General features: G+C 59.0%; 17 protein-coding genes, 6 tRNA genes and 1 pseudogene. 6 read left to right on the forward strand and 18 right to left on the reverse strand.

Features of this window, described 5'->3' with window-relative positions; genetic code table 11:
* Positions 1-7: 7 nt before the first annotated feature.
* The 4 genes from BDD18_RS02510 to BDD18_RS02525 all read left to right on the forward strand — a co-directional run bounded on the left by BDD18_RS02510 (position 8) and on the right by BDD18_RS02525 (position 3951).
* Positions 8-1465, forward strand: coding sequence for a sensor histidine kinase (locus BDD18_RS02510; protein WP_142081219.1), 1458 nt, complete (start codon positions 8-10; stop codon positions 1463-1465).
* Positions 1462-1881 (forward strand): RNA-binding S4 domain-containing protein, encoded by a 420-nt coding sequence (locus BDD18_RS02515; RefSeq protein ID WP_044401223.1) that lies wholly within the window; start codon positions 1462-1464, stop codon positions 1879-1881. Before BDD18_RS02510 ends, BDD18_RS02515 begins: the two co-directional genes overlap by 4 nt.
* 130 nt (positions 1882-2011) lie before the next feature.
* Positions 2012-3064 (forward strand): extracellular solute-binding protein, encoded by a 1053-nt coding sequence (locus BDD18_RS02520; protein WP_066692036.1) that lies wholly within the window; start codon positions 2012-2014, stop codon positions 3062-3064.
* Between the two features lie 128 nt (positions 3065-3192).
* Positions 3193-3951, forward strand: a complete 759-nt coding sequence (locus BDD18_RS02525; RefSeq protein ID WP_066692017.1) for a 3-hydroxyacyl-CoA dehydrogenase — start codon at positions 3193-3195, stop codon at positions 3949-3951.
* A gap of 614 nt (positions 3952-4565) precedes the next feature.
* Here the strand turns inward: BDD18_RS02525 and BDD18_RS02530 are convergent.
* Genes BDD18_RS02530 through BDD18_RS02545 form a run of 4 tightly spaced genes read right to left on the reverse strand, consistent with a single transcriptional unit; the run spans position 4566 to position 9275 of the window.
* The gene (locus tag BDD18_RS02530; RefSeq protein ID WP_142081221.1) at positions 4566-5705 is read right to left on the reverse strand and encodes an ABC transporter permease; all 1140 of its coding nucleotides are present in this window, start codon (positions 5703-5705) and stop codon (positions 4566-4568) included.
* 1 nt (position 5706) lies between these two features.
* Entirely contained in the window at positions 5707-6879 is a 1173-nt protein-coding gene (locus BDD18_RS02535; RefSeq protein ID WP_066692050.1) for an ABC transporter permease, read from the reverse strand.
* Between the two features lie 7 nt (positions 6880-6886).
* On the reverse strand, positions 6887-7855 hold the full coding sequence (locus BDD18_RS02540) for an HlyD family secretion protein (RefSeq protein WP_104801856.1): 969 nt from the start codon (positions 7853-7855) through the stop codon (positions 6887-6889).
* A gap of 1 nt (position 7856) precedes the next feature.
* Positions 7857-9275, reverse strand: coding sequence for a TolC family protein (locus BDD18_RS02545; RefSeq protein WP_244938967.1), 1419 nt, complete (start codon positions 9273-9275; stop codon positions 7857-7859).
* Between the two features lie 93 nt (positions 9276-9368).
* Between BDD18_RS02545 and BDD18_RS02550 the strand changes: the two genes are divergently transcribed.
* Positions 9369-9962 (forward strand): TetR/AcrR family transcriptional regulator, encoded by a 594-nt coding sequence (locus tag BDD18_RS02550; protein WP_066692010.1) that lies wholly within the window; start codon positions 9369-9371, stop codon positions 9960-9962.
* A gap of 100 nt (positions 9963-10062) precedes the next feature.
* On the opposite strand, the gene BDD18_RS02555 is transcribed toward BDD18_RS02550, so the two are convergent.
* Positions 10063-11013, reverse strand: a complete 951-nt coding sequence (locus tag BDD18_RS02555) for a LysR family transcriptional regulator (RefSeq protein WP_066692008.1) — start codon at positions 11011-11013, stop codon at positions 10063-10065.
* Positions 11014-11222: 209 nt separating this feature from the next.
* Between BDD18_RS02555 and BDD18_RS02560 the strand changes: the two genes are divergently transcribed.
* A complete protein-coding gene (locus BDD18_RS02560; RefSeq protein WP_142081223.1) occupies positions 11223-11795 on the forward strand; it encodes a DUF4148 domain-containing protein in 573 nt (190 codons plus the stop codon).
* Positions 11796-11952: 157 nt separating this feature from the next.
* Here BDD18_RS02560 and BDD18_RS02565 read toward each other — a convergent pair.
* The 13 genes and pseudogenes from BDD18_RS02565 to folC all read right to left on the reverse strand — a co-directional run.
* A pseudogene (locus BDD18_RS02565) lies at positions 11953-12289 on the reverse strand (DUF4372 domain-containing protein); the annotation flags it as partial.
* Between the two features lie 492 nt (positions 12290-12781).
* Entirely contained in the window at positions 12782-13060 is a 279-nt protein-coding gene (locus tag BDD18_RS02575) for a hypothetical protein (RefSeq protein WP_142081227.1), read from the reverse strand.
* Between the two features lie 94 nt (positions 13061-13154).
* Positions 13155-13231, reverse strand: a tRNA-Asp gene (locus BDD18_RS02580).
* A gap of 50 nt (positions 13232-13281) precedes the next feature.
* A tRNA-Glu gene (locus BDD18_RS02585) sits at positions 13282-13357 on the reverse strand.
* Positions 13358-13381: 24 nt separating this feature from the next.
* Positions 13382-13457: transfer RNA gene (locus BDD18_RS02590), tRNA-Ala, on the reverse strand.
* Between the two features lie 58 nt (positions 13458-13515).
* Positions 13516-13592: transfer RNA gene (locus BDD18_RS02595), tRNA-Asp, on the reverse strand.
* A gap of 50 nt (positions 13593-13642) precedes the next feature.
* A tRNA-Glu gene (locus BDD18_RS02600) sits at positions 13643-13718 on the reverse strand.
* A gap of 24 nt (positions 13719-13742) precedes the next feature.
* Positions 13743-13818 (reverse strand) — tRNA-Ala (locus tag BDD18_RS02605).
* Between the two features lie 62 nt (positions 13819-13880).
* Complete coding sequence (gene gltX / locus BDD18_RS02610; protein ID WP_066691927.1) at positions 13881-15293, reverse strand: glutamate--tRNA ligase; 1413 nt, start codon at positions 15291-15293, stop codon at positions 13881-13883.
* A gap of 96 nt (positions 15294-15389) precedes the next feature.
* On the reverse strand, positions 15390-16895 hold the full coding sequence (gene purF / locus BDD18_RS02615) for an amidophosphoribosyltransferase (protein WP_067512848.1): 1506 nt from the start codon (positions 16893-16895) through the stop codon (positions 15390-15392).
* Positions 16896-16967: 72 nt separating this feature from the next.
* Complete coding sequence (locus BDD18_RS02620; RefSeq protein ID WP_066691931.1) at positions 16968-17462, reverse strand: CvpA family protein; 495 nt, start codon at positions 17460-17462, stop codon at positions 16968-16970.
* 24 nt (positions 17463-17486) lie between these two features.
* Positions 17487-18311: an SPOR domain-containing protein gene (locus tag BDD18_RS02625; protein ID WP_066691933.1), complete on the reverse strand. Its 825-nt coding sequence runs from the start codon at positions 18309-18311 to the stop codon at positions 17487-17489.
* Positions 18312-18334: 23 nt separating this feature from the next.
* Positions 18335-19660 carry a bifunctional tetrahydrofolate synthase/dihydrofolate synthase gene (gene folC, locus BDD18_RS02630; protein WP_066691935.1) on the reverse strand — a complete coding sequence of 442 codons (1326 nt, stop codon included), beginning with the start codon at positions 19658-19660 and terminating at the stop codon, positions 18335-18337.
* Positions 19661-19695 lie beyond the last annotated feature (35 nt).

The following is a 19695-nucleotide window of genomic DNA, read 5'->3' on the forward strand; positions in this document are numbered from 1 at the left end:
CCAAACCATGAGCGAACCCCAGCAAGCCACCCACTCCCTGCGGCGCAGGCTGTTGCTGGGCATTCTGGTGCCGGTGATTGCCTTCATCAGCTTCAACACCTACAGCCTGTACCACCAGACGCTGGCGTCTTTGCACACGGCGTACGACCGGACGCTGCTGGCATCGGCCAAAAGCATCAGCGAGCAACTCGATGTGGAGGGCTACGACGACGAGGCCCAGATCCGCGCGATCGTGCCGTACTCGGCGCTGGAGGCTTTCGAGGCGGACAACCAGAGCCACATGTTCTACCGCATCTCCACCCAGGGGGGTGAAGTGATCTCCGGGTTTGGCGACCTGCCCGAGTGGCGCGGCAAGATTCCGCTCAAGCCCCCGTATGCTGCCCTGGTGGATTTTTACGACGACGTCTTCCGCGACCAACCCGTGCGCGTGGCAGTGCTACTGCAGCCGGTGGCCAGTGCCGAAGGCCGCGGCATGGCCGTGATCCAGGTGGCAGAGACGCTGGAGGTGCGTGAAACCCTGGCGCTGCAAATTCTGTGGAAGACCTTGATGCGTCAGGCCCTGCTGATCGCAGTGATTGCCTTCACCGTGTTGTGGGTGGTGCAACGCGCTACACGCCCCGTGCGACACCTGAGCCTGCAACTGCAGGCCCGTGGCGAGGGCGACCTGAGCCCCATCGCCGCCCCCACCGCCCCGCGTGAGTTGCAACCGCTGATTGCTGCGACCAACCAAGTGATGCAACGACTGCGCCATCTGCTGCGCCACCAAAAACGGTTTGTGCGCGACGCATCGCACCAGTTGCGCACACCGCTGGCGGTGCTCAAAACTCAGGTGCAATCGGCGCTGCGCGGCGACATGCCTGCCGAGCAGGCACTGCATGAAATCAGCGACACGGTAGACCGTGCCACACAGCTGGCCAACCAGATGCTGGCGCTGGCCAAGGTGGAGCAATTGCGCCAGCAAAGCGAGCCCCCCATCACCCGGCTGGACGAGGTGCTGCGCACCGTGGCGCTGGAAATCTCCCCGCTCATCGCCCAGCGCGATCTGGACTTCGGCATCCACACCGAGGCCGCACCCGTGCGCGCTCATGAGTGGATGCTTCGCGAACTGACCCGCAACCTGCTGCACAACGCGGTGCGCCACGCGCCGCACGGCAGCGAACTGGCGGTGGACCTGCGCTGCGACGCCCACCATACGGCGCTCACCATCAGCGACTGCGGGCCGGGCATTGAACCCGAACTGGCAGCGCGGCTGTTTCAACCGTTTTCGGCAGGCGATGTGCGCAGCGGCAGCGGCCTGGGCCTGGCCATTTGTCAGGAAATCGTGCAAGCGCTGGGAGGAAGCATCACCCTCACCAACCGCGAACAAGGCACCCGAGTCCTGGGGCTGGACGCCGTGGTTCGCCTGCCGCTTGCGCAGCACTTTGCCAGCACCGCCCATGGCAACCCGGCACAATTGAGCGAATGAACGTGACTGAAACGATGCGGCTGGACAAGTGGCTTTGGTGTGCGCGCTTTTACAAAACGCGCAGCCTGGCCACCGAGGAAATTGCGAAGGGACGCGTCACCGTGAACGGCCAAGCCGCCAAGCCCGCCCGGGACTTGCGCTGTGGTGACACCGTGGCGCTGCGCCAGGGGCCGGTGGCCCGCACGGTGCTGGTTCGAGCCCTGAGCGGTGCACGTGGCCCTGCCCCCGTGGCACAACTGCTGTACGAAGAAACACCCGAAAGCATTGCCGCCCGCGAGCGCGCCGCCGAACAGCGGCGCCTGGCCCCAGAACCCGCCGCCGCGCTGCAAGAAGGTCGCCCCACCAAGCGCGACCGCCGCAACATCGACCGCGCCCGAGACTGGGGTAGCCGCTGGAGCGCCTCGATTGACGAATAAATGATTGCGGTAACGGCGCCTCGCACGGAGGTGCTGTGTGCGGAAGTACCTCTGCTGTACGGGTTTTTATTAAGAATAATTCGCGTTTGTTTTATCATTAGAGCATCGCAACCCCGAAAGAAGCATTTCCATGTCGAAGACCGTGAAAGCCCTGCTGACCGCCTGCGCACTGGCCGCCACTGCGGGCGCCACATTGGCCCAAGAGCAAGTCGTGAATCTGTACTCCGCCCGCCACTACTCCACCGACGAGGCGCTCTACACGGGGTTCACCAAGGCCACGGGTATCAAGATCAACCGCGTGGACGCCGACGATGCGGGCATCCTCGCTCGACTGAAGGCTGAAGGTTCTGCATCTCCGGCAGATGTCATCTTGCTGGTGGATGCGGCCCGGCTCTACAAGGGTGAAGTGGACGGGCTGTTCCAGCCCATCCAGTCCAAGGTGCTGAACGACGCCATTCCCGCCAACCTGCGCAGCGCCCCCGCAGCCGATGGCGGCATTTCGTGGTTTGGCCTGTCCACCCGCGCCCGCGTCATCGTTTACAACAAGGTCAAGGTCCAAAAAGCCGACGTGGACACGTATGAGGAGCTGGGAGACCCCAAGAACAAGGGCAAGCTCTGCATTCGCTCGGGTTCGCACCCCTACAACCTGAGCCTGTTTGGCGCAGTGACCGAGCATTTGGGTGAGCAAAAAGCCGAGGCCTGGCTCAAGGGCGTGGTGGCTAATCTGGCCCGCCCCCCCAAGGGCGGTGACACCGACCAGATCAAGGCGGTGGCCTCCGGTGAATGCGATATTGGCGTGACCAACAGCTACTACCTCGCCCGCATGATGCGCTCCAACAAACCGGAAGACGTTGCGGTGGTGAACAAGGTCGGCGTGGTGTTCCCCAACCAGGCATCGTGGGGCACGCACCTGAACATTGCGGGGGGCGCAGTCGCCAAACACGCTAAAAACAAGGAAAACGCCGTCAAGTTCCTCGAATACCTGGCAAGTCCAGAAGCCCAGAACTACTTCGCCAACGGCAACAACGAGTGGCCGGCGGTCAAGAGCGTGACGCTGGACAACCCCGCACTCAAGGCCATGACGGGCAATGCCCCCTTCAAGAGCGAAACCATTCCCATCAGCGCCGTGGGAGCCAATGTGACCAAGGTGCAGCAGATGCTGGACCGCGTCGGCTTCCAGTAACTCCGTCACAACCCACTCCCGAGAGCCCGGCACATGCCGGGCTTTTTTGTGTGCGCTCGCGCAGCGCCTTCCCGGAGGTGGTTGATAATTGACGTTTACGTCAACGTAATTCAACCAGGAGACACGCTATGGAAATCAAGGGCAAAGTATTCATCGTCACCGGCGGCGCCTCGGGGCTGGGCGAAGGCACTGCACGCATGCTGGCGTTGCGGGGCGGCACCGTCGTCATCGCGGACATGCAGGTCGAAAAAGGCGAAGCCGTCGCCAAGGAGATCGGTGGGGCTTTTGTGCGCTGCGATGTCAGCAATGAAGCCGATGCACAGGCAGTGGTTGACAAAGCAGTATCGCTGGGCAAACTGATGGGCTTGGTCAACTGCGCAGGCATTGCACCCGCTGAGAAAACCGTGGGCAAGAACGGCGCGCATTCCCTGGCCTTGTTCAGCAAAACCATCACGGTGAACCTAGTGGGCAGCTTCAACATGATCCGCTTGGCCGCTGAAGCCATGGCCAAAAACGACCCGGAAGTCACAGGCGAACGCGGTGCCATGATTTCTACGGCCAGCGTGGCTGCGTACGATGGCCAAATTGGGCAAGCCGCGTATTCCGCATCCAAGGGTGGGATCGTGGGCATGACCCTGCCCATCGCTCGTGATCTGGCCCGCAACGGTATCCGCAACATGACCATTGCCCCAGGCATCTTCGGCACTCCCATGCTGTTTGGCATGCCCCAGGAAGTGCAAGACGCACTGGCCGCCGGCGTTCCGTTCCCGAGCCGCCTGGGCACACCCGAAGACTATGCCAAACTGGCCGTGCACATTTTTGAGAACGATATGCTCAACGGTGAAGTCATTCGCCTGGACGGTGCGATTCGCCTGGCACCACGTTAATTGCTATAAATTTAATAGCTTGTAGCGCTTACCCCATAAGCACTACAAGCCAAAACACCGAGATTCTTCATTCCTAAACAGGAAACGCAAAAACAAAAACGCCGCAATGAATTTCATTGCGGCGTTTTGCTTTTTGGCGGAGTGGACGGGACACTCACTGAAAAAGTTCTAAGCCAATGATTTAAAAGGATTTTTTTCAGAAAAAATCGCAAAAGTGTTCACAAAAAGTGTGACCCCTTGTTGTGACACCAGTCATGCTACACCAAAGTCCACTCTTTTGGGCAGCAGCTCAGACTGATTTATGGGGGTACAAGCTTAGCCAAACAGAACCAAAGTGAGGCGGCAATTAATGCGAAAGGCATTTAACGTACGCGACAAAAAAGAACTCCCAAATACGGCAGAAATGACCGCATACGGCCAGAAGCTGCCATCAGCAGAACTTTGATCAACGGCCGCTCAGGGTCCAATCGCAATCCTCGGCTGCGATCAGCGTCCAGATCGTCGGCGTCCCAGGGGGCGATATTGCGGATGAAGTCGACGCGTGGCTCTTCCTCGAACCAGCAGCGTGCCTTCACAGCAGCCCATTGCCTGCGCGTGTGCAAGTATCTCCGTCCTCAATCGCCCTGCGGCTTACCGCCGAATTTCAAGACGAAGCTGCCGGCCACCACGGTCAGTGCCAACAGGCAACCGAGATAGGGCATCACGCTTTGCAGAGGGGCTCCCATTTGATTCAGGCGCAATGCAGCCTGCACTCCAGACGTTGTCGGTATCAACCACCGCAGATACTGCAACGGGAGCGGCAACGCTTCTGGCGGCCAGGAAAATCCGGCAAGAAACACCATCGGCAATGTCGAAAAAAGCAGGACTTGAAGGACCCGTTCGCGATCTCTACACCACAGGCCCACAAGTGACCCCAGCGTCACGATGGCCGACACGTACAGGACCAGGAAAACTAGGGAGCCAGCCACGTTGTTAGCGCGAGGGTAACCGTAGAGCCAAAAGACCCATCCGAAATAGAACAGGCCAGACACCAATCCCGGCAACAGGAATGCCAGCCAGCGCCCGATCCAGGCCATTGGACTGGCATGAGCCGCGCCTCGTTCGACCCAGGTCGCCACCAGCATACCCACGCCCATCAGGAGGGTCTGGTGCATGATGAACAAGGCAACGGCAGGAACAATGAAGCTGCTATAGCCTTCTGTAGGGTTGAACAGCGCCATGGCCCGGAAATCCACGGGAGTGCGGCTCTCGCCGGCTTGGCAGGGACTCTGTCCTTTGGCCTCTCGCTGCCTGATCTCAACACCTGCCGAGGCTGCGCCCACGGCCTCAGAAAAGCCGTACTGAACTGCCTTGCTGATGAGGGGATAGGCCCCGTTCGAGACCACGGTCACCATAGCGGGCATTCCCCTGGCAACATGGGCTTTCAGGTCGTCGGGCAGGACCAGATAGCCATCAATCTCACCACGGCTCATGGCGGCTTGCGCGGCTCGCTCATCCGCCCCAACTGCCTTGACCTCGATGCGAGGATTGGCAAGTGCCAGACGATGAATCGAGCGTGAAAGCGCCGAGTGATCCTGGTCGACAACCGCCACCGGGATCCGGGTCACGACCTCCGGGCCAAAGAACCAGGGGTAGAAGAAAGCATAGAACAGGGGCGCAGCCACAAAGATCATCAATGCGCCCTTGTCGCGCAAGACGTCCCTCAGCGTTGCGACGAACCCTGACCTCAGCGAAGTGGGATGGTGCGAGGTCATGTCAACGCGCTCCCCAGGTCGATGGCTTGTCGCGAGCCTGAACCAAGCCCAAGGCCGCCAGCCCGAGCAACCCGAGGGTGGCCAGCAGGAATACAGCAGGTGTGGCGGCACTCGCGCCGAAGGTTAAGCCCATCAGCAATTGCTCGGTCTGCAATCGGATGTAGTGGGTGAACGGCATTGAGGTCGCCCACATCCGAGCACTGTCAGGCATCGCACTCAGCGGGAAACTCATACCGCTGAACGCGAATGCCGGGGCGGTCAAAAGCCCCGTGACGGACAACGCAGTGCGCAAGGACTTGGTCAGAGTGGCCGCCGCTGCACCCGCGGCCAGCGATAGCGCCATCAGTAAGGTCATGGCCAAGAAGATCCAGAGAAGGCTCCCAGAGATGTCCCAGCCACGCCCGGCCGTGATGTACCAGAGCGCTGCGGCTCCCACGCTGGTCAGAGTCACCCAAGGAATCGCCAGCTTGCCCAGCAGGGCTGCTCCGACGGCCCGCGGCCCCTCGTGCTGCAGCCACTGCCCCAGCGTCCTATCCCTGAACTCACGGCCGACCGCCCATGCCCCAGCCGTCATCGCGAGGATGTGAAGGATGGCGGGGATCGCGGCGGCAGTCAGGTACTTTTCGTAGTTGCCAGACCCGTTGAACAACGCGATTGATTGGATTTGGATCGGGTTAAAGCTGACCTTGGCCTGTTGGGCCGATTCACCTCGCTTGTTTCGAGCAGACATTTCGATGCCGGCGGCCAGGGTCCCAACCACCGTGCGTACATCCCGCTGCAGCAGACTCGAATGCGTGGCGAACTGAGCGTTGTGACGCAGAATGACCTCCGCCTTTATCCCACGCTTGATGTCTCTCTCGAAGTCCCGGGGGATGTTGATCATCCCGTAGACCCGCACCTCTCTTAGGGCAAGTTGGACCGAGGACTCGCTGTCGAATTCGTCCACCACTTGCATGCCAGGCGAGGCGTTGAGCATGCGGACCAGTTGTCGCGATAGCGCGGAATGGTCTTCATCCATCACGCCAACAGGCAGATTCCTGGGGATGGCGCTTGAGAATATCCAAACGACCAACACCACGGCCAATACAGGCACCCACGTCACCATCGCCAAGTCCCAGGGACTTTGACCAAGGCGATGGACCTCCCGCCTGGTGCTGTTGAAGAAGTGGCGCATGGTCAATTCACTCGACCAGCACGGACATGCCAGGGCGAACGCCCTCAATCATTTGGGACGGGCGGGCACGCACCTCGAAGGTCTTGATGTCAAAGCCCTGATCGGACCTGGTGGCACGCCACGTGGCGAAATCAGGCAGGACTGCTGCCCGGTAGACCTTGAAGCGAACCTTACGGCCTTTCAGGGCAGGCAAGGTGGCATCGAATTCTTTGCCGACGGCGAACTTGTCGAGTTTGTCTTCGCGCACGTTGAGCACCACCCACTGATCTGCCATGTTGGCAACCGTGACCACGGGGACGCCTTGGGGCGAAATTTCACCCACGCGCCCCAGCACCTTGACGACTTCGCCGGCCACTGGGCTCTTGAGTTCCGTCTCGGCCTTGGCCGCCTGGACTTCAGCTACGACTCCAGCCAATTGACGCGCCTGTGCGGCGGCAGCTTGCTTGTCCTCGGCACGGGCCCCGGCGCGAGCCATCTCGTATTGGGCCTGTGCAGCCAGGGCTTGATCGCGGGCTGTCTTGAAATTGGCTTCGGCCTCGTCGCGCTTTTGCGCAGCGATCAAGCCGTCCCTGGCCAATCCTTCGATCCGCTTGAACGACGCCTGTGCCAGGTCCGCCGCCGCCAATGCGCGCTGCCAGTTCAGACGGGCGATTTCCACCTCCTGGGGGCGGGCGCCATTTTGTGCCTTGGCCGCGGTGGCCTGCGCAGCCTCCTGGGCCGCAGTGGCCTGCGCCAGTTTTGCGGTCACCTCAGGACTGTCCAGGCGAATCAGCGGCGAGCCGACCGTGATGACATCCCCTTCCTTGACCAAGATGTCCGCGATCCGGGCACTGACCTTGGAAGCGACGTCTACTTCCTGAACCTCCATTTGCCCCTGGAACGCCTCGGCGCCAGGCTGTTGGGCCTTCCATAGGCCCACGCTGAGAACGGTGACTGCGCCGATGATGGCCAGAGTGATGGGTAGTTTCTTGTTCATCTCATTGCACTTTCAGATCGGCACGAGCCATGTAACTGCCGAATTGATCGGACAGGCCAGACACTTCAAGGAGATCGGCGAGCGCCTTGACATAGTCGTAAGCCGCTTGCGCCTGTTCCGTTTTGGCTTTGGCCAGGTTCACTTCGGCGTCGATCAGTTCCAGCGTGGAGTTGGTACCCGCCTTCTGGCCCTTGGTCTTGAGTTGGAGGACTGCATTGGCCAACTCCAGACTCGGGGTCAGCGCAAGGAACTGGCGCCGGGTTTGGTCGACGGCCATCCAACGTTTCTCGACCAGCAAGGCAATGTCATTTCGGGCTTGCTTGTCCTGGCTGTCCGCCATCTCGATGAGCCGGTGAGAGGCTTCGCTCATTAAGGAGCGGTCCACGCCACCCCACAACCTCCAGCTGACCCCGACGCCCACAACCCAATTGGCCTGGTCCGAGGAGCGCAGTTGGCGTTGGCCAAAGGCGAACACCGCAGGCTTCTTCTGAGACTCTTCCAGCGCATGAATTTGCTCGGCTTCACGCTTCTTGGCAGCCACCTTGGCCAATCCCGGGTGACGTTCCAGGGCCGCGTCAGTGAAGTAGCCGAGTGGCTCGATCGGCGAACTGATCACGAACAGCGGGCTCATCGGTTGAATCCGCTCATTGTTGCGAAGGATTCTGGCCAACGCCGTCGAGGCTAATTCAGCGTCATCCCGGGCCTTCAGGGCGTTACGCTTGGCATCCTCCATCGCTGCGCGAGCCTGTAGTCGCTCGACCTGTGCGACAAGACCTGCTTCCAGCATTCGCTGCGTGGCGGCGTCATGCTCCGAGACGGTTCGGTAGGCCACTTCACGCAATCCGGCGACGCGTTCAGCCAGTTGGGCGCCGAAGTAGCGCTGCACGAACTCATTGAACACTTCCTGTTGTACCTGGCGGCCGTCTGCCCGGGCCTCTTCGGTTTTGGCTTGCAAGGCCTGTTTGATTGCCGTGGTGGCGCCCCCGGTGTAGATCGGCAATATGGCCGAGACTGATGAGGTATTGCCACTGCGCTGCGTGCTCAGATCGAGGCTGTTCGGAAGTGGCGGCAGGCGTGTCAGACCGGCCGCCAGCGGCGCCGGCAACGCTGCAATCGACGAACCGATCGTGTGCGTCAGGGGGGTCAGATCAATGCCCTGTACGGCGCCCTGGAAGCGGAAAGCCGCAGCTCCTGCGGTCACCACGGGACCACCCAGATGCCGAGTGGCCTGCTCTTTTAATTGTGCGCTCTCAACAGAAAAGCGAGTCATTGCCAGGCGATCTGAATTGGCTTGCAGTCGATGGGCGGCTTCTTCGAAGTTGAGAGCTTCGGCATGTGTCAGCGTGGGAAGGCAAGCTGCCACCCCCATCAAGGCACTGAGTGTCAGCCTGGCAAGCAATCGATTTTGTTGATTCAACATGGCATTCTCTAGTTCGGTACCAATCGGTACCACAATCAAAATTCTACGCCGATTTTCGGTACTGTCAAGTACCGAGCATGAGATACTCGAACCATGAGCCGACCACAGATCCCTGACGATGAACACCGCACCCGGTTGCTGGAGGGAATGGCACGCGCGGTCACTGCTCACGGGTACGCGCAACTCACGACTTCAGACATCGTTCGCGAGGCGAATGTGTCCAAGAGGACCTTCTACCAATACTTCAAGGACAAGACCGACTGCCTGATCGCGCTGTTCAACCACTCTGCGCAAAAGATCGAGGCCACGCTGCGTGCCAGCATCGATCCCAAGCGAGATTGGAGTTCGCAGATTGATCTGACCATCAGGCTCTATCTGGAGACCTTGGCCGCCAATCCCTTGCTACTGCGCGCGTTGTTTGTGGAGATCCTTGCGCTTGGACCTGCTGGGCTGGTCGCCAGGCGCTTGGCAATGGAAAGACTAGCGGGGGTACTTCTGGCGGCCGCCGCCAACCATCGCTCAACTCCGATCCCGCAATGGCTGGCCACTGGGCTGATTGGTGGAATCAACGAAATGGTGCTGCAGCACATCGAGCAAGACCAGATTGCCCATTTGCCCCGATTGAGCAACCAAGCCGCCGCATTCATGAAAAACGCACTCCAAACCCGTGTGATGGAACCGACCTAGCGCGTCGATGGTCAGTCTGCAGGCGTCCATCGACACGCTTTCTCCATTTGAAGGCATCTGAAAATTTCAGGCTGAACCGCGGCCCGCGTGCGTCGGTGGCTCAACCAACGGAATCCGCTTTCGTTGAAGTGAATGCCTTCAAGGCCTTGTCGGTCTGAAGCTTTGTTTGCTCGATCAGATACTCCAGAAAAACCCGTGTCCGGTCGGGAATGAACTTACGGCTCGGCAATGCCGCATACAAGGCCAGCCGCCCTGTGATCCAGGGAGAGAGCACCCGAACCAAAGTGCCTTGTGAGAGGTAAGGTGCCGCGATATCCAAGGGCAAAGACATGATGCCGGCGCCATCAAGCGCAGCGCGCAACAGCGTGTCCATGTGGTTGGACAACAAAACAGGCTGAACCTCCACCTCCTGCCATTGTTCTTCTCGTTGAGGACTCCACAAACGCCAAATGCGTGGTCGGGTTTGGGGCGATTTCGATCTCAGGCAATCATGGTGCGCCAGCTCCTCTGGCCTGCGTGGCTCCCCCCGGCGCTGCAGATAAGCCGGCGAAGCGACCAGGAAAGCTTCTGACTCGATGACCTTGCGCGCCACGATGTCAGCGTCGAAGTTGTCATCGGTGCCGAGCAAGGTGATGTCGAAGTCCTCAATGGCTGGCTCGGCCACGGGCGACACATGCAGCTCGATCCGCACCGCAGGGTGCTGGCTGCGAAAGCGGCCCAGCAAAGGCGCGACAACATAGGTGGCCAGCAGGGGCGGCGCTTGGATTCGCAGCACGCCGGCCATCTCGGTGGTGTGCGAACTCGCCATCGCATCGGCTTCATCGATGTCCTGCAGGATGTGGCGTATGCGGCTGAGGTATTGCTGGCCAGCCTCGGTGAGTGAGAGGCGCCGAGTGGAGCGCTGCAACAGCCTCGTGCCCAAGTGTTCTTCCAGGTCGGCCACGAGCCGGGTGACCACGGGGGCCGACATGTCCAGCGCCCGCGCTGCAGCGGCAAAGCCGCCCTCGTCCACCACGCTCTCAAAAACACGCATCGACTGCAGTCGGTCCATCCAGCGCTCCTTACAGGCTCTTCAAGAGCTTGCATTATTTCTCTTTTGGAAATGACCCAATGTTTTATTAGCTATTTTTCCTTCGAAAAAGAAATTTTAAAGTTCATCCCATCGATGCAGCGCTTTCCACACGAAGGTCCATCGACCCGGCCAGAAGCTCCGTCATGTTGACAGACCGGCCGTTTCTTGAAACCGAAAGGAAACCAATCATGAACCGCTATACCCTCTCCGCCCTGACCCTTGCCGTGGTGGCAGCCCTGTCCGCTGGCCATGCCCTGGCCTTTGATGCCTCGGCCCCCAAAACCCGCGAACAGGTCAAGGCTGAATTGGCCGAAGCCATCCGCACCGGCGACATCGTGGTCAATGGTGAAACTGGCCAAAAAGCCAATGAACTTTTCCCTGGCCGCTACCCGGCCAAACCGGTCGTCGAAGGTAAGACCCGCGAGCAAGTCAAAGCCGAGCTGGCCGAAGCCATCCGCACCGGCGACATCGTGGTCGACCAAGAGAGCGGCAAGAAAGCCAACGAACTTTTCCCTGGCCGCTACCCGGCCAAACCGGTCGTCGAAGGTAAGACCCGCGAGCAAGTCAAAGCCGAGCTGGCCGAAGCCATCCGCACCGGCGACATCGTGGTCGACCAAGAGAGCGGCAAGAAAGCCAACGAACTTTTCCCCGGCCGCTACCCGGCTAAACCGGTGGCCCAGGGCAAGACCCGCGAGCAGGTCAAGACCGAACTGGCCGAGGCGGTTCGCACGGGCCAGATGCCGCTGGTCAGCACTTACTGAACGGACCCGTTTGATTGGACCGCATGACTTCGGTGTGAATGCATGCAGTCCACGCCGGGGTCATTGAAATCAGTGAATTCGGCGCTCAGCGCCGCGTTCACTGGAGCCGGGCAAGCCGCATAGATGGTTCGGGATGATGCTAGATCGCTGAGATGATCGACATAGAGTTTGCGTGCCCGCCGGATGAGCAGCGCCGCCAGATCGGCCCAAATGCGCCAGTCGCGCGACTCGTTGGCATCGGCCAGCGTAGAGCGCTTGACGGTCGAACGAAAACCCATCGCATACAGCTTGGTGGCGTTGGCTGAGAGGCTGACTTCGATGTCGCGCAGGCTCTCGCGCCAGGTCAGTTGCGCGAACGCCATGGCACGAAACTGCTCGGCGCACGACAGCGTGCGAACCCCGGCATTGCCTTGGTAGCGATGGACGATGCGGGAAAAACTCGTCCAGGGCATGAACTCCATGACCTGGGCGAACAGGGTCTTGCCAACATACATGCGCACTCCTCGGGAAAGCCAATCCCGGGAAAGTACGCGGTTTTAGTCCAGCGAAGTTCAAGTCGGCACCAAACAAAATCGGCCTGCAAGCCGCGCCAATGCTTGATATTCGGCTCGGCGCATATGATTTAACCGGACAGCAGTGAAACACACTGATGTCTCAAGTGGCTTGGAGCGAAACGTGCTTCAGGCGCGTGGAGGACAGTGGAGTGATTCACATGGCTGGAGTCATCCGAAAGATGGCCAAGGACTTGGAGATGCTTCAGATCAATCACAACAAGCTGTCCCACTTCGTCAGGACCCATATCAAAACGGATCAGGACGAGGGGGGCAATGGAGGGGGGGACGACCAATCACCGCTTTCAACCCACTTGCAGAAATCGCTGAGCAAATTAGGTCGCTGAGCATTCAGCTCAACGACTGTGAAGTTGGCTCTCTGGAGGCAAAAGCCATATCGGACCAGTTGAACGTCCTTCAGGGCATCAGGCAGTCTCAGTCTGGCGCATCTCCCCCGGCAATTTCTCGCCTGAGAGCTTCATCACTTGGGAAGGTACTCAGATCATTCAGATTGATGTTTTTCGGCTGGTAATCCTTGCTCACTTTTGATCCCTTTAACTCTGCTGAAATATACAGTGCCTTGAGCTTGGCCTGATGTGGTTCACGGGTTCCCAAAGAGAACCGTCTCTCGTGAACTCCTGACTCATTTCGCACAGTCAATCGGAAGTAGAAGATCCCATGTCTGGACTTGACCAGATAGGAAGGCAGTTTCATTGTGGTTTTCCCATGAAATGGGACACCTAAATGTGACACTGCTTGCGAGACCAAAAAGAAAAAAGCCGTTGAAAATCAACGGCTTTTTCTATGATGGCGGAGTGGACGGGACTCGAACCCGCGACCCCCGGCGTGACAGGCCGGTATTCTAACCAACTGAACTACCACTCCTGGTAGATAGCTTTCGCTTGCATCTCAGACACAAGCCAAGCGCTACAACTTGGCGACCCTACGGGGATTCGAACCCCGGTACTCACCGTGAAAGGGTGATGTCCTAGGCCTCTAGACGATAGGGTCAAAACCTTGGAACTTACTAACCTATGGTGGAGGTAAACGGGATCGAACCGATGACCTCTTGCATGCCATGCAAGCGCTCTCCCAGCTGAGCTATACCCCCACTGAACTCTGAATTTCTTCAGAGCAAGAGCGTGCGGCGAACCACAAGCTTCTTGACTTGGCGGAGTGGACGGGACTCGAACCCGCGACCCCCGGCGTGACAGGCCGGTATTCTAACCAACTGAACTACCACTCCTGGTAGATAGCTTTCGCTTGCATCTCAGACACAAGCCAAGCGCTACAACTTGGCGACCCTACGGGGATTCGAACCCCGGTACTCACCGTGAAAGGGTGATGTCCTAGGCCTCTAGACGATAGGGTCAAAACCTTGGAACTTACTAACCTGTGGTGGAGGTAAACGGGATCGAACCGATGACCTCTTGCATGCCATGCAAGCGCTCTCCCAGCTGAGCTATACCCCCAGTTTTAACAACAACTATATTTCATGTCGTCGTCATCACAGCCTTGAATTATATACAGATTTTTAGCGGTTCTGCAAACGCGAGAGAACTTTTTCGCGTCCTACCAGTTCCAGCACCGCATCCACTGATGGCGTATGGGCAGTGCCCACCGTCAACACGCGCACAGGCATGGCCAACTGAGGCATCTTGAGACCGTGCGCAGCCAAGACGGTTTTAAAAGCAGCACTGATGGACGCCTTGTCCCAGGCACAAGAAGCCAAAGCTTCGCCCAGCGCGTCAAGCGCCGGAGCCACGGCGGGCGTCACATGCTGGGCCAGTTCGGCAGCCTGGGGCTGCACGTCGCCGTAGAAGACATACGCCCAATCCGCCAACGCCACCGTGGTGTCGCATCGATCTTTGAATAAACCGCAAATGCGCGTGAGTCGACCGTCCTCCAGAGCTGCACGCTGCACACCGCGCTGCACCAGTTGCTCTGCCACCAAAGCAGCCAAGGCGTCATCCGCCATCAACTTGATGTGCTGCGCATTCACCCACCGCAGTTTGGCCTCGTCAAACTGCGCTGCACTACGGCCAAGATGATCCAGGTTGAACCACTGCAAGAACTGCTCGCGGCTGAAGATCTCGTCATCACCATGGCTCCAGCCCAAACGGGCCAAGTAATTGATCATGGCCTCAGGCAAATAGCCTTCGTCGCGATACTGCGTCACAGGCTTGGCGCCGTTGCGCTTGCTCATCTTCTCGCCCTGTTCGTTCAGAACTGTCGGCAAGTGTGCGTATACGGGAGGCTCTACGCCCAGCGCACGGAAGATGTTGATCTGCCGAGGCGTGTTGTTGACGTGATCGTCCCCACGAATGACATGGGTGATGGCCATGTCGATATCGTCCACCACCACGCAGAAGTTGTACGTGGGTGTCCCATCCGGGCGGGCAATCACCAGATCATCGAGTTCATCGTTGCGGATTTCAATGCGGCCCTTGACCTTGTCATCCCATGCCACCACGCCGTCTTTGGGGTTGCGGAAACGCAGGACTGGCTGAACACCTTCAGGCACGGGTGGCAAGGTTTTGCCCTCTTCTGGTCGCCAGGTGCCGTCATAACGGGGCTTTTCCTTGGCAGCCATCTGACGCTCCCGCAGGGCATCGAGTTCTGCAACGCTCATGTAGCAAGGGTACACCTGACCCTTTTCCTGCATCTGCGCCAGCACAGCCTTGTAACGATCCATGCGCTGCATTTGGTAGAACGGCCCCTCGTCCGGCTGCATGCCCAACCACTGCATGCCTTCCAGGATCACATCCACCGCAGCTTGGCTGGAACGCTCCACATCCGTGTCTTCGATGCGCAAGATGAAATCCCCGCCCGTAGCTCGCGCAAATGCCCAGGGATACAGTGCAGAGCGAATGTTTCCGAGATGGATGAAGCCGGTAGGTGAAGGGGCAAAGCGCGTGCGAACGCGTGCAGAGGTGTTATCGGTCATAGCAAGTGGGATGCACAACGCCGCACTTCACGGCGCTGCTGGTTCATTGGTTTTACGGGATCAAAGCGAAGTGGTGCCTGATCGGCCAGTCAGCAGTCAGGCCTCCTGGGCGTTTGGAAGCGCAAGGCGAGACGTATCTTCTTCGTTCTCCTCGGTTCCCACACGGCCTTCATTCAGTCGAGCAATACCTTCTGCGGTAATGTCTCCTGTCACGTAAACACCGTCAAAGCAGGAAGCATCAAACCCGGAGATCGCACTGTTGAGCGAGCCTACAGCCCGCTTCATGGCTTCCACGTCTTGGTAAATCAGTGCGTCACATCCAATCGCTTCACGCACTTCTTCAACGGTACGGCCATGGGCTACCAGCTCTTTGCTGGTAGGCATGTCGATACCGTAGACGTTCGGGTAGCGCACCGGCGGTGCTGCACTGGCAAGATACACCTTGCGAGCACCTGCATCACGAGCCATCTGCACGATTTCGCGGGAAGTGGTGCCTCGAACGATGGAATCATCCACCAGCAATACATTTCGGCCCTTGAATTCGCTGGCAATCACATTGAGCTTCTGACGAACCGACTTTTTGCGCACGCCCTGCCCTGGCATGATGAACGTGCGGCCCACGTAGCGGTTTTTCACAAAACCTTCGCGGTAAGGAATACCCAACAAATGCGCCAACTGAGTGGCGCTGGGACGGCTGGATTCGGGGATCGGAATGATCACGTCGATTTCGTTGGGTGGCACCGTAGACACCACGCGTTTGGCAAGGGCCTCACCCAAGTTCAAGCGTGCTTGATAGACCGAAATACCGTCCAGCACAGAGTCGGGACGTGCCAGATACACAAACTCGAAAATGCATGGGTTGAGTTGAGGCGCCTCCGCGCATTGGCGGGAATGCACGGTGCCGTCCAGCGTGATGAACACCGCCTCTCCGGGCTGAATATCGCGTTCGAATGCGTGGGACGTTCCCTCCAGTGCGACGGATTCACTGCCCACCATCACGGTGCCGTCTTGGCTGCGGCCCATCGCCAACGGGCGAATCCCGTGCGGATCGCGAAATGCCAGCAAACCGTGGCCGGCAATCAATGCGATCACGGCATAGGAACCCTTGATCCGCCGGTGCACGGCACGCACCGCCGTGAAGACATCATCAGGCTGCAGCGGTACACCACGCGTCGCACGCTCCAATTCGTGTGCGAAAACGTTGAGCAAAACCTCCGAATCGCTCTCAGTGTTGGTGTGCCGGTGATCTGTTTGGAACAACTCCGCACGCAAAGAATGCGCGTTGGTCAGGTTCCCGTTGTGCACCATCACGATACCGAATGGGGCATTGACGTAAAAAGGCTGCGCTTCTTCTTCGCTGTACGCATTGCCCGCTGTGGGGTAACGCACCTGGCCCAGCCCCACATTGCCCGGCAGCGCCCGCATATTGCGGGTGCGAAACACATCACGCACCATTCCTTTAGCCTTGTGCATGAAGAACTTGCGGCCTTGCTGGGTAACGATACCTGCGGCATCCTGGCCACGATGCTGCAACAACAGCAACGCGTCATAAATCAGCTGATTGACTGGCGCAGCACTGACAACACCAACGATTCCACACATAGTTTGTTCCCATCCAATTGCAGTAACTTCTGCACTAAGCCAATTTCACAAGCGACCGCAAAGGGCAGTCGCTTATTCCCACGAAGGAAGAAGACTTCCGAATTCTTGTGGCAGCGTGGGCCTCAAAGACTCCAGCACCTGGGTCAACACATAAGCACCCAGGGACTCTTTCCACCACGCGTTATCGCGCAGCGGCGTGAGTCCCACGATCACAGCAACCACCAACAACAATACGCCACCGCGGACCAGCCCAAACAGCGCCCCCATACTGCGATCAGCAGGGCGCAGGCCGATTGCTTCGATCATTTTCTTGGCAAGCCAAGCCACCAAGCCAAAAACAAAAACTGCGATCACGAATACCACCGCAAATCCTGCGGCATAACTGAGCGCCCCTTCGCCCCCTGCAACGGGCAGGCGCTGACCGACGTCAGCGGCAAACCACTGGGCGGCAAAAAATGCAGCAACCCACCCGGCAAGAGAAAACAACTCAAAGATCAACCCGCGCCATGCGCCGATCAGCAAGGAGGCTCCCAAAACCACCAAGAAGATCCAGTCAAGTGCGTGCATGAATCACTCAAGGCAGCGCTTGAATCAAAGCGTCAAAATGGATGCCGACAAATCCAGCCCCTTGATGCGTGCGGCCGCCTTGTCAGCTTCAGCTCGGCTGCTGTAGGGGCCTACGCGCACCCGCGTCCTTTTTCCATCTTTGGAATCCACCACCTGGGTGTAAGTTTTCAGTCCTGCGCGCTCCAGCTTGACACGCACCTCTCTGGCCTTGTCTGCATCGGCGAAAGCTCCAACTTGAACGATGAATCGCTCATCATCGAAGCGCTCGGGCACTGCAGGCTTTCGTACATCCGCCGGGTGCTGTTTTGTGGCTGCGTCCTCAGTCCGCGCTACCGCCTTGGGCGCGTTGGCTGAAGGGCTTTTTGTCTCGGGCGCCTTGGTGCCGGCACTGGCAGCAGCCCCGGCAGTCGAGCCAGGATTCGGCTTGACCGCCGCTCGGTTACTGCCACTGGAGCTGGAGGACACCAACTCCTCGCCATCCGCCAAAGTGGAACTAGCAGTCAAACGCTCAGTACCGGTGCGGCTCTGCTGCCCCGAACGATCAGAACTAGCAACGACGGACTTGGTCGCATCTGCATCGCCAGCATTTGCAGGCACCATCAGTGGTGCAGCCTTGTTGCGATCAGGAATTTCGATAGGCACGTCCACGGGGATGGGGCGCGGTTGAGTGTCGAACAACATGGGGAACCCCACCACGCCCAACAAAACCAGTACGGCAGCCCCCATCAGGCGATGCCGTGCGCGGCGCCGCATGACCTCGATGCTTTCCGCTTGCGGAGAGCGGGAGCGTTTCGCCGGTTTTTCGGCAGAAGCGCCCTGACCGGGCCACCGAAACTTGAAAAATGCCATGGAGAGTACGACTCGTGTGGACCTTAAGCGCCCAGATGTTTGGCATTCAGGCGAGGGATTCCATTCACAAGAACCCCGCCCACCGTGTAAAACGAGCCAAAGACCACGATTCTATCAGCCGGGTCTGCAGCCTCTACTGCGGCCTTTAGCGCGACCAAGGGATCCGGATAAACGCTGGAACTCACATCCTTTCGGCCTCCCGCGACCATGTGCACGGCATTCCATTTCTGCTGAAGCTCGGCCCCCGACAACGCCCTGGGGGCAGGCAAACTGGTGAAATACCAGCGATCCACCAAGGGGCCAATCTTCCCAAGCATAGGCCCCAAGTCTTTATCAGCCATCGCGCCAAACACCGCGTGGGTGACCGGGTAGTAGCCCATGGCGTCCAAATTGGCCGTGAGCGCAGCCACAGAGTGCGGGTTGTGGGCAACATCCAGCACCAAGGTTGGCTGGCCGGGCACGATTTGGAAACGCCCGGGCAAATCGACCATGGCCATACCGTTTCGCACGGCCTGTGCGGTTACGGGCAATTTGTCTCGCAACGCTTCAAATGCCGCCAAGACACCCGCTGCATTGACCAACTGATTGGCACCGCGCAGCGCCGGGTACGCCAAACCAGCATAGCGACGGCCTCTTCCAGCCCAGTTCCATTGCTGCTTGTCGCCACCAACATTGAAATCATGACCTACGCGCCACAGGTCTGCCCCAATTTCACGGGCGTGGTCGACAACGCTTTGGGGCGCCATCGGATCACTCACGATCGCGGGACGCCCCGTGCGCATGATGCCGGCCTTCTCACGGCCAATAGACTCACGGTCCGGCCCAAGAAACTCCACATGGTCAATGTCGATGCTGGTGATGATGGCGCAATCCGCATCGATGACATTGGTGGCGTCCAGCCGCCCCCCCAAACCTACTTCAAGAATAGCAACATCGAGCAACGAATGGCTCATCAACCGCAGGATTGCCAAGGTCGTGAATTCGAAATAGGTCAGAGAGACTTCGTCCCCCCCTTGGGTGCGCGCTTTCTCCACAGCCTCGAAGTGAGGAAGAAGGTCCGCAGGACTGACAATCTCGCCATGAACCCTGCAACGCTCTTGGAAGTGCACAAGATGGGGCGATGTGTACACGCCGGTGCGATACCCCGCCTGTAGCGCAACCGCTTCCAGCATTGCGCAGGTTGACCCTTTTCCATTGGTTCCAGCCACAGTGATGACTGGACAGTTGAACTTCAACGCCATTCGGTGCGCAACCTCTCGGACACGCTCCAAGCCCATATCGATGCCGACCGGGTGAATCTGCTCGCAATGACGGAGCCAGCCTTCCAATGTGTGGGGTGTGGTGTGCATAGACCTCCGATTGTCGCCGAGGCAGCAGATCAGGC

Origin of the sequence: Acidovorax temperans, from assembly GCF_006716905.1 — a bacterium.
GTDB lineage: Bacteria > Pseudomonadota > Gammaproteobacteria > Burkholderiales > Burkholderiaceae_C > Acidovorax > Acidovorax temperans.

Coding starts and splice junctions, on each gene's coding strand:
- BDD18_RS02545 (WP_244938967.1), bottom strand. CDS start 9,275: ATGTTGAATCAACAAAATCGATTGCTTGCCAGGCTGACACTCAGTGCC.
- BDD18_RS02520 (WP_066692036.1), top strand. CDS start 2,012: ATGTCGAAGACCGTGAAAGCCCTGCTGACCGCCTGCGCACTGGCCGCC.
- BDD18_RS02525 (WP_066692017.1), top strand. CDS start 3,193: ATGGAAATCAAGGGCAAAGTATTCATCGTCACCGGCGGCGCCTCGGGG.
- BDD18_RS02535 (WP_066692050.1), bottom strand. CDS start 6,879: ATGCGCCACTTCTTCAACAGCACCAGGCGGGAGGTCCATCGCCTTGGT.
- BDD18_RS02510 (WP_142081219.1), top strand. CDS start 8: ATGAGCGAACCCCAGCAAGCCACCCACTCCCTGCGGCGCAGGCTGTTG.
- purF (WP_067512848.1), bottom strand. CDS start 16,895: ATGTGTGGAATCGTTGGTGTTGTCAGTGCTGCGCCAGTCAATCAGCTG.
- gltX (WP_066691927.1), bottom strand. CDS start 15,293: ATGACCGATAACACCTCTGCACGCGTTCGCACGCGCTTTGCCCCTTCA.
- BDD18_RS02625 (WP_066691933.1), bottom strand. CDS start 18,311: ATGGCATTTTTCAAGTTTCGGTGGCCCGGTCAGGGCGCTTCTGCCGAA.
- BDD18_RS02555 (WP_066692008.1), bottom strand. CDS start 11,013: ATGGACCGACTGCAGTCGATGCGTGTTTTTGAGAGCGTGGTGGACGAG.
- BDD18_RS02530 (WP_142081221.1), bottom strand. CDS start 5,705: ATGACCTCGCACCATCCCACTTCGCTGAGGTCAGGGTTCGTCGCAACG.
- BDD18_RS02540 (WP_104801856.1), bottom strand. CDS start 7,855: ATGAACAAGAAACTACCCATCACTCTGGCCATCATCGGCGCAGTCACC.
- BDD18_RS02515 (WP_044401223.1), top strand. CDS start 1,462: ATGAACGTGACTGAAACGATGCGGCTGGACAAGTGGCTTTGGTGTGCG.
- BDD18_RS02575 (WP_142081227.1), bottom strand. CDS start 13,060: ATGAAACTGCCTTCCTATCTGGTCAAGTCCAGACATGGGATCTTCTAC.
- folC (WP_066691935.1), bottom strand. CDS start 19,660: ATGCACACCACACCCCACACATTGGAAGGCTGGCTCCGTCATTGCGAG.
- BDD18_RS02550 (WP_066692010.1), top strand. CDS start 9,369: ATGAGCCGACCACAGATCCCTGACGATGAACACCGCACCCGGTTGCTG.
- BDD18_RS02620 (WP_066691931.1), bottom strand. CDS start 17,462: ATGCACGCACTTGACTGGATCTTCTTGGTGGTTTTGGGAGCCTCCTTG.
- BDD18_RS02560 (WP_142081223.1), top strand. CDS start 11,223: ATGAACCGCTATACCCTCTCCGCCCTGACCCTTGCCGTGGTGGCAGCC.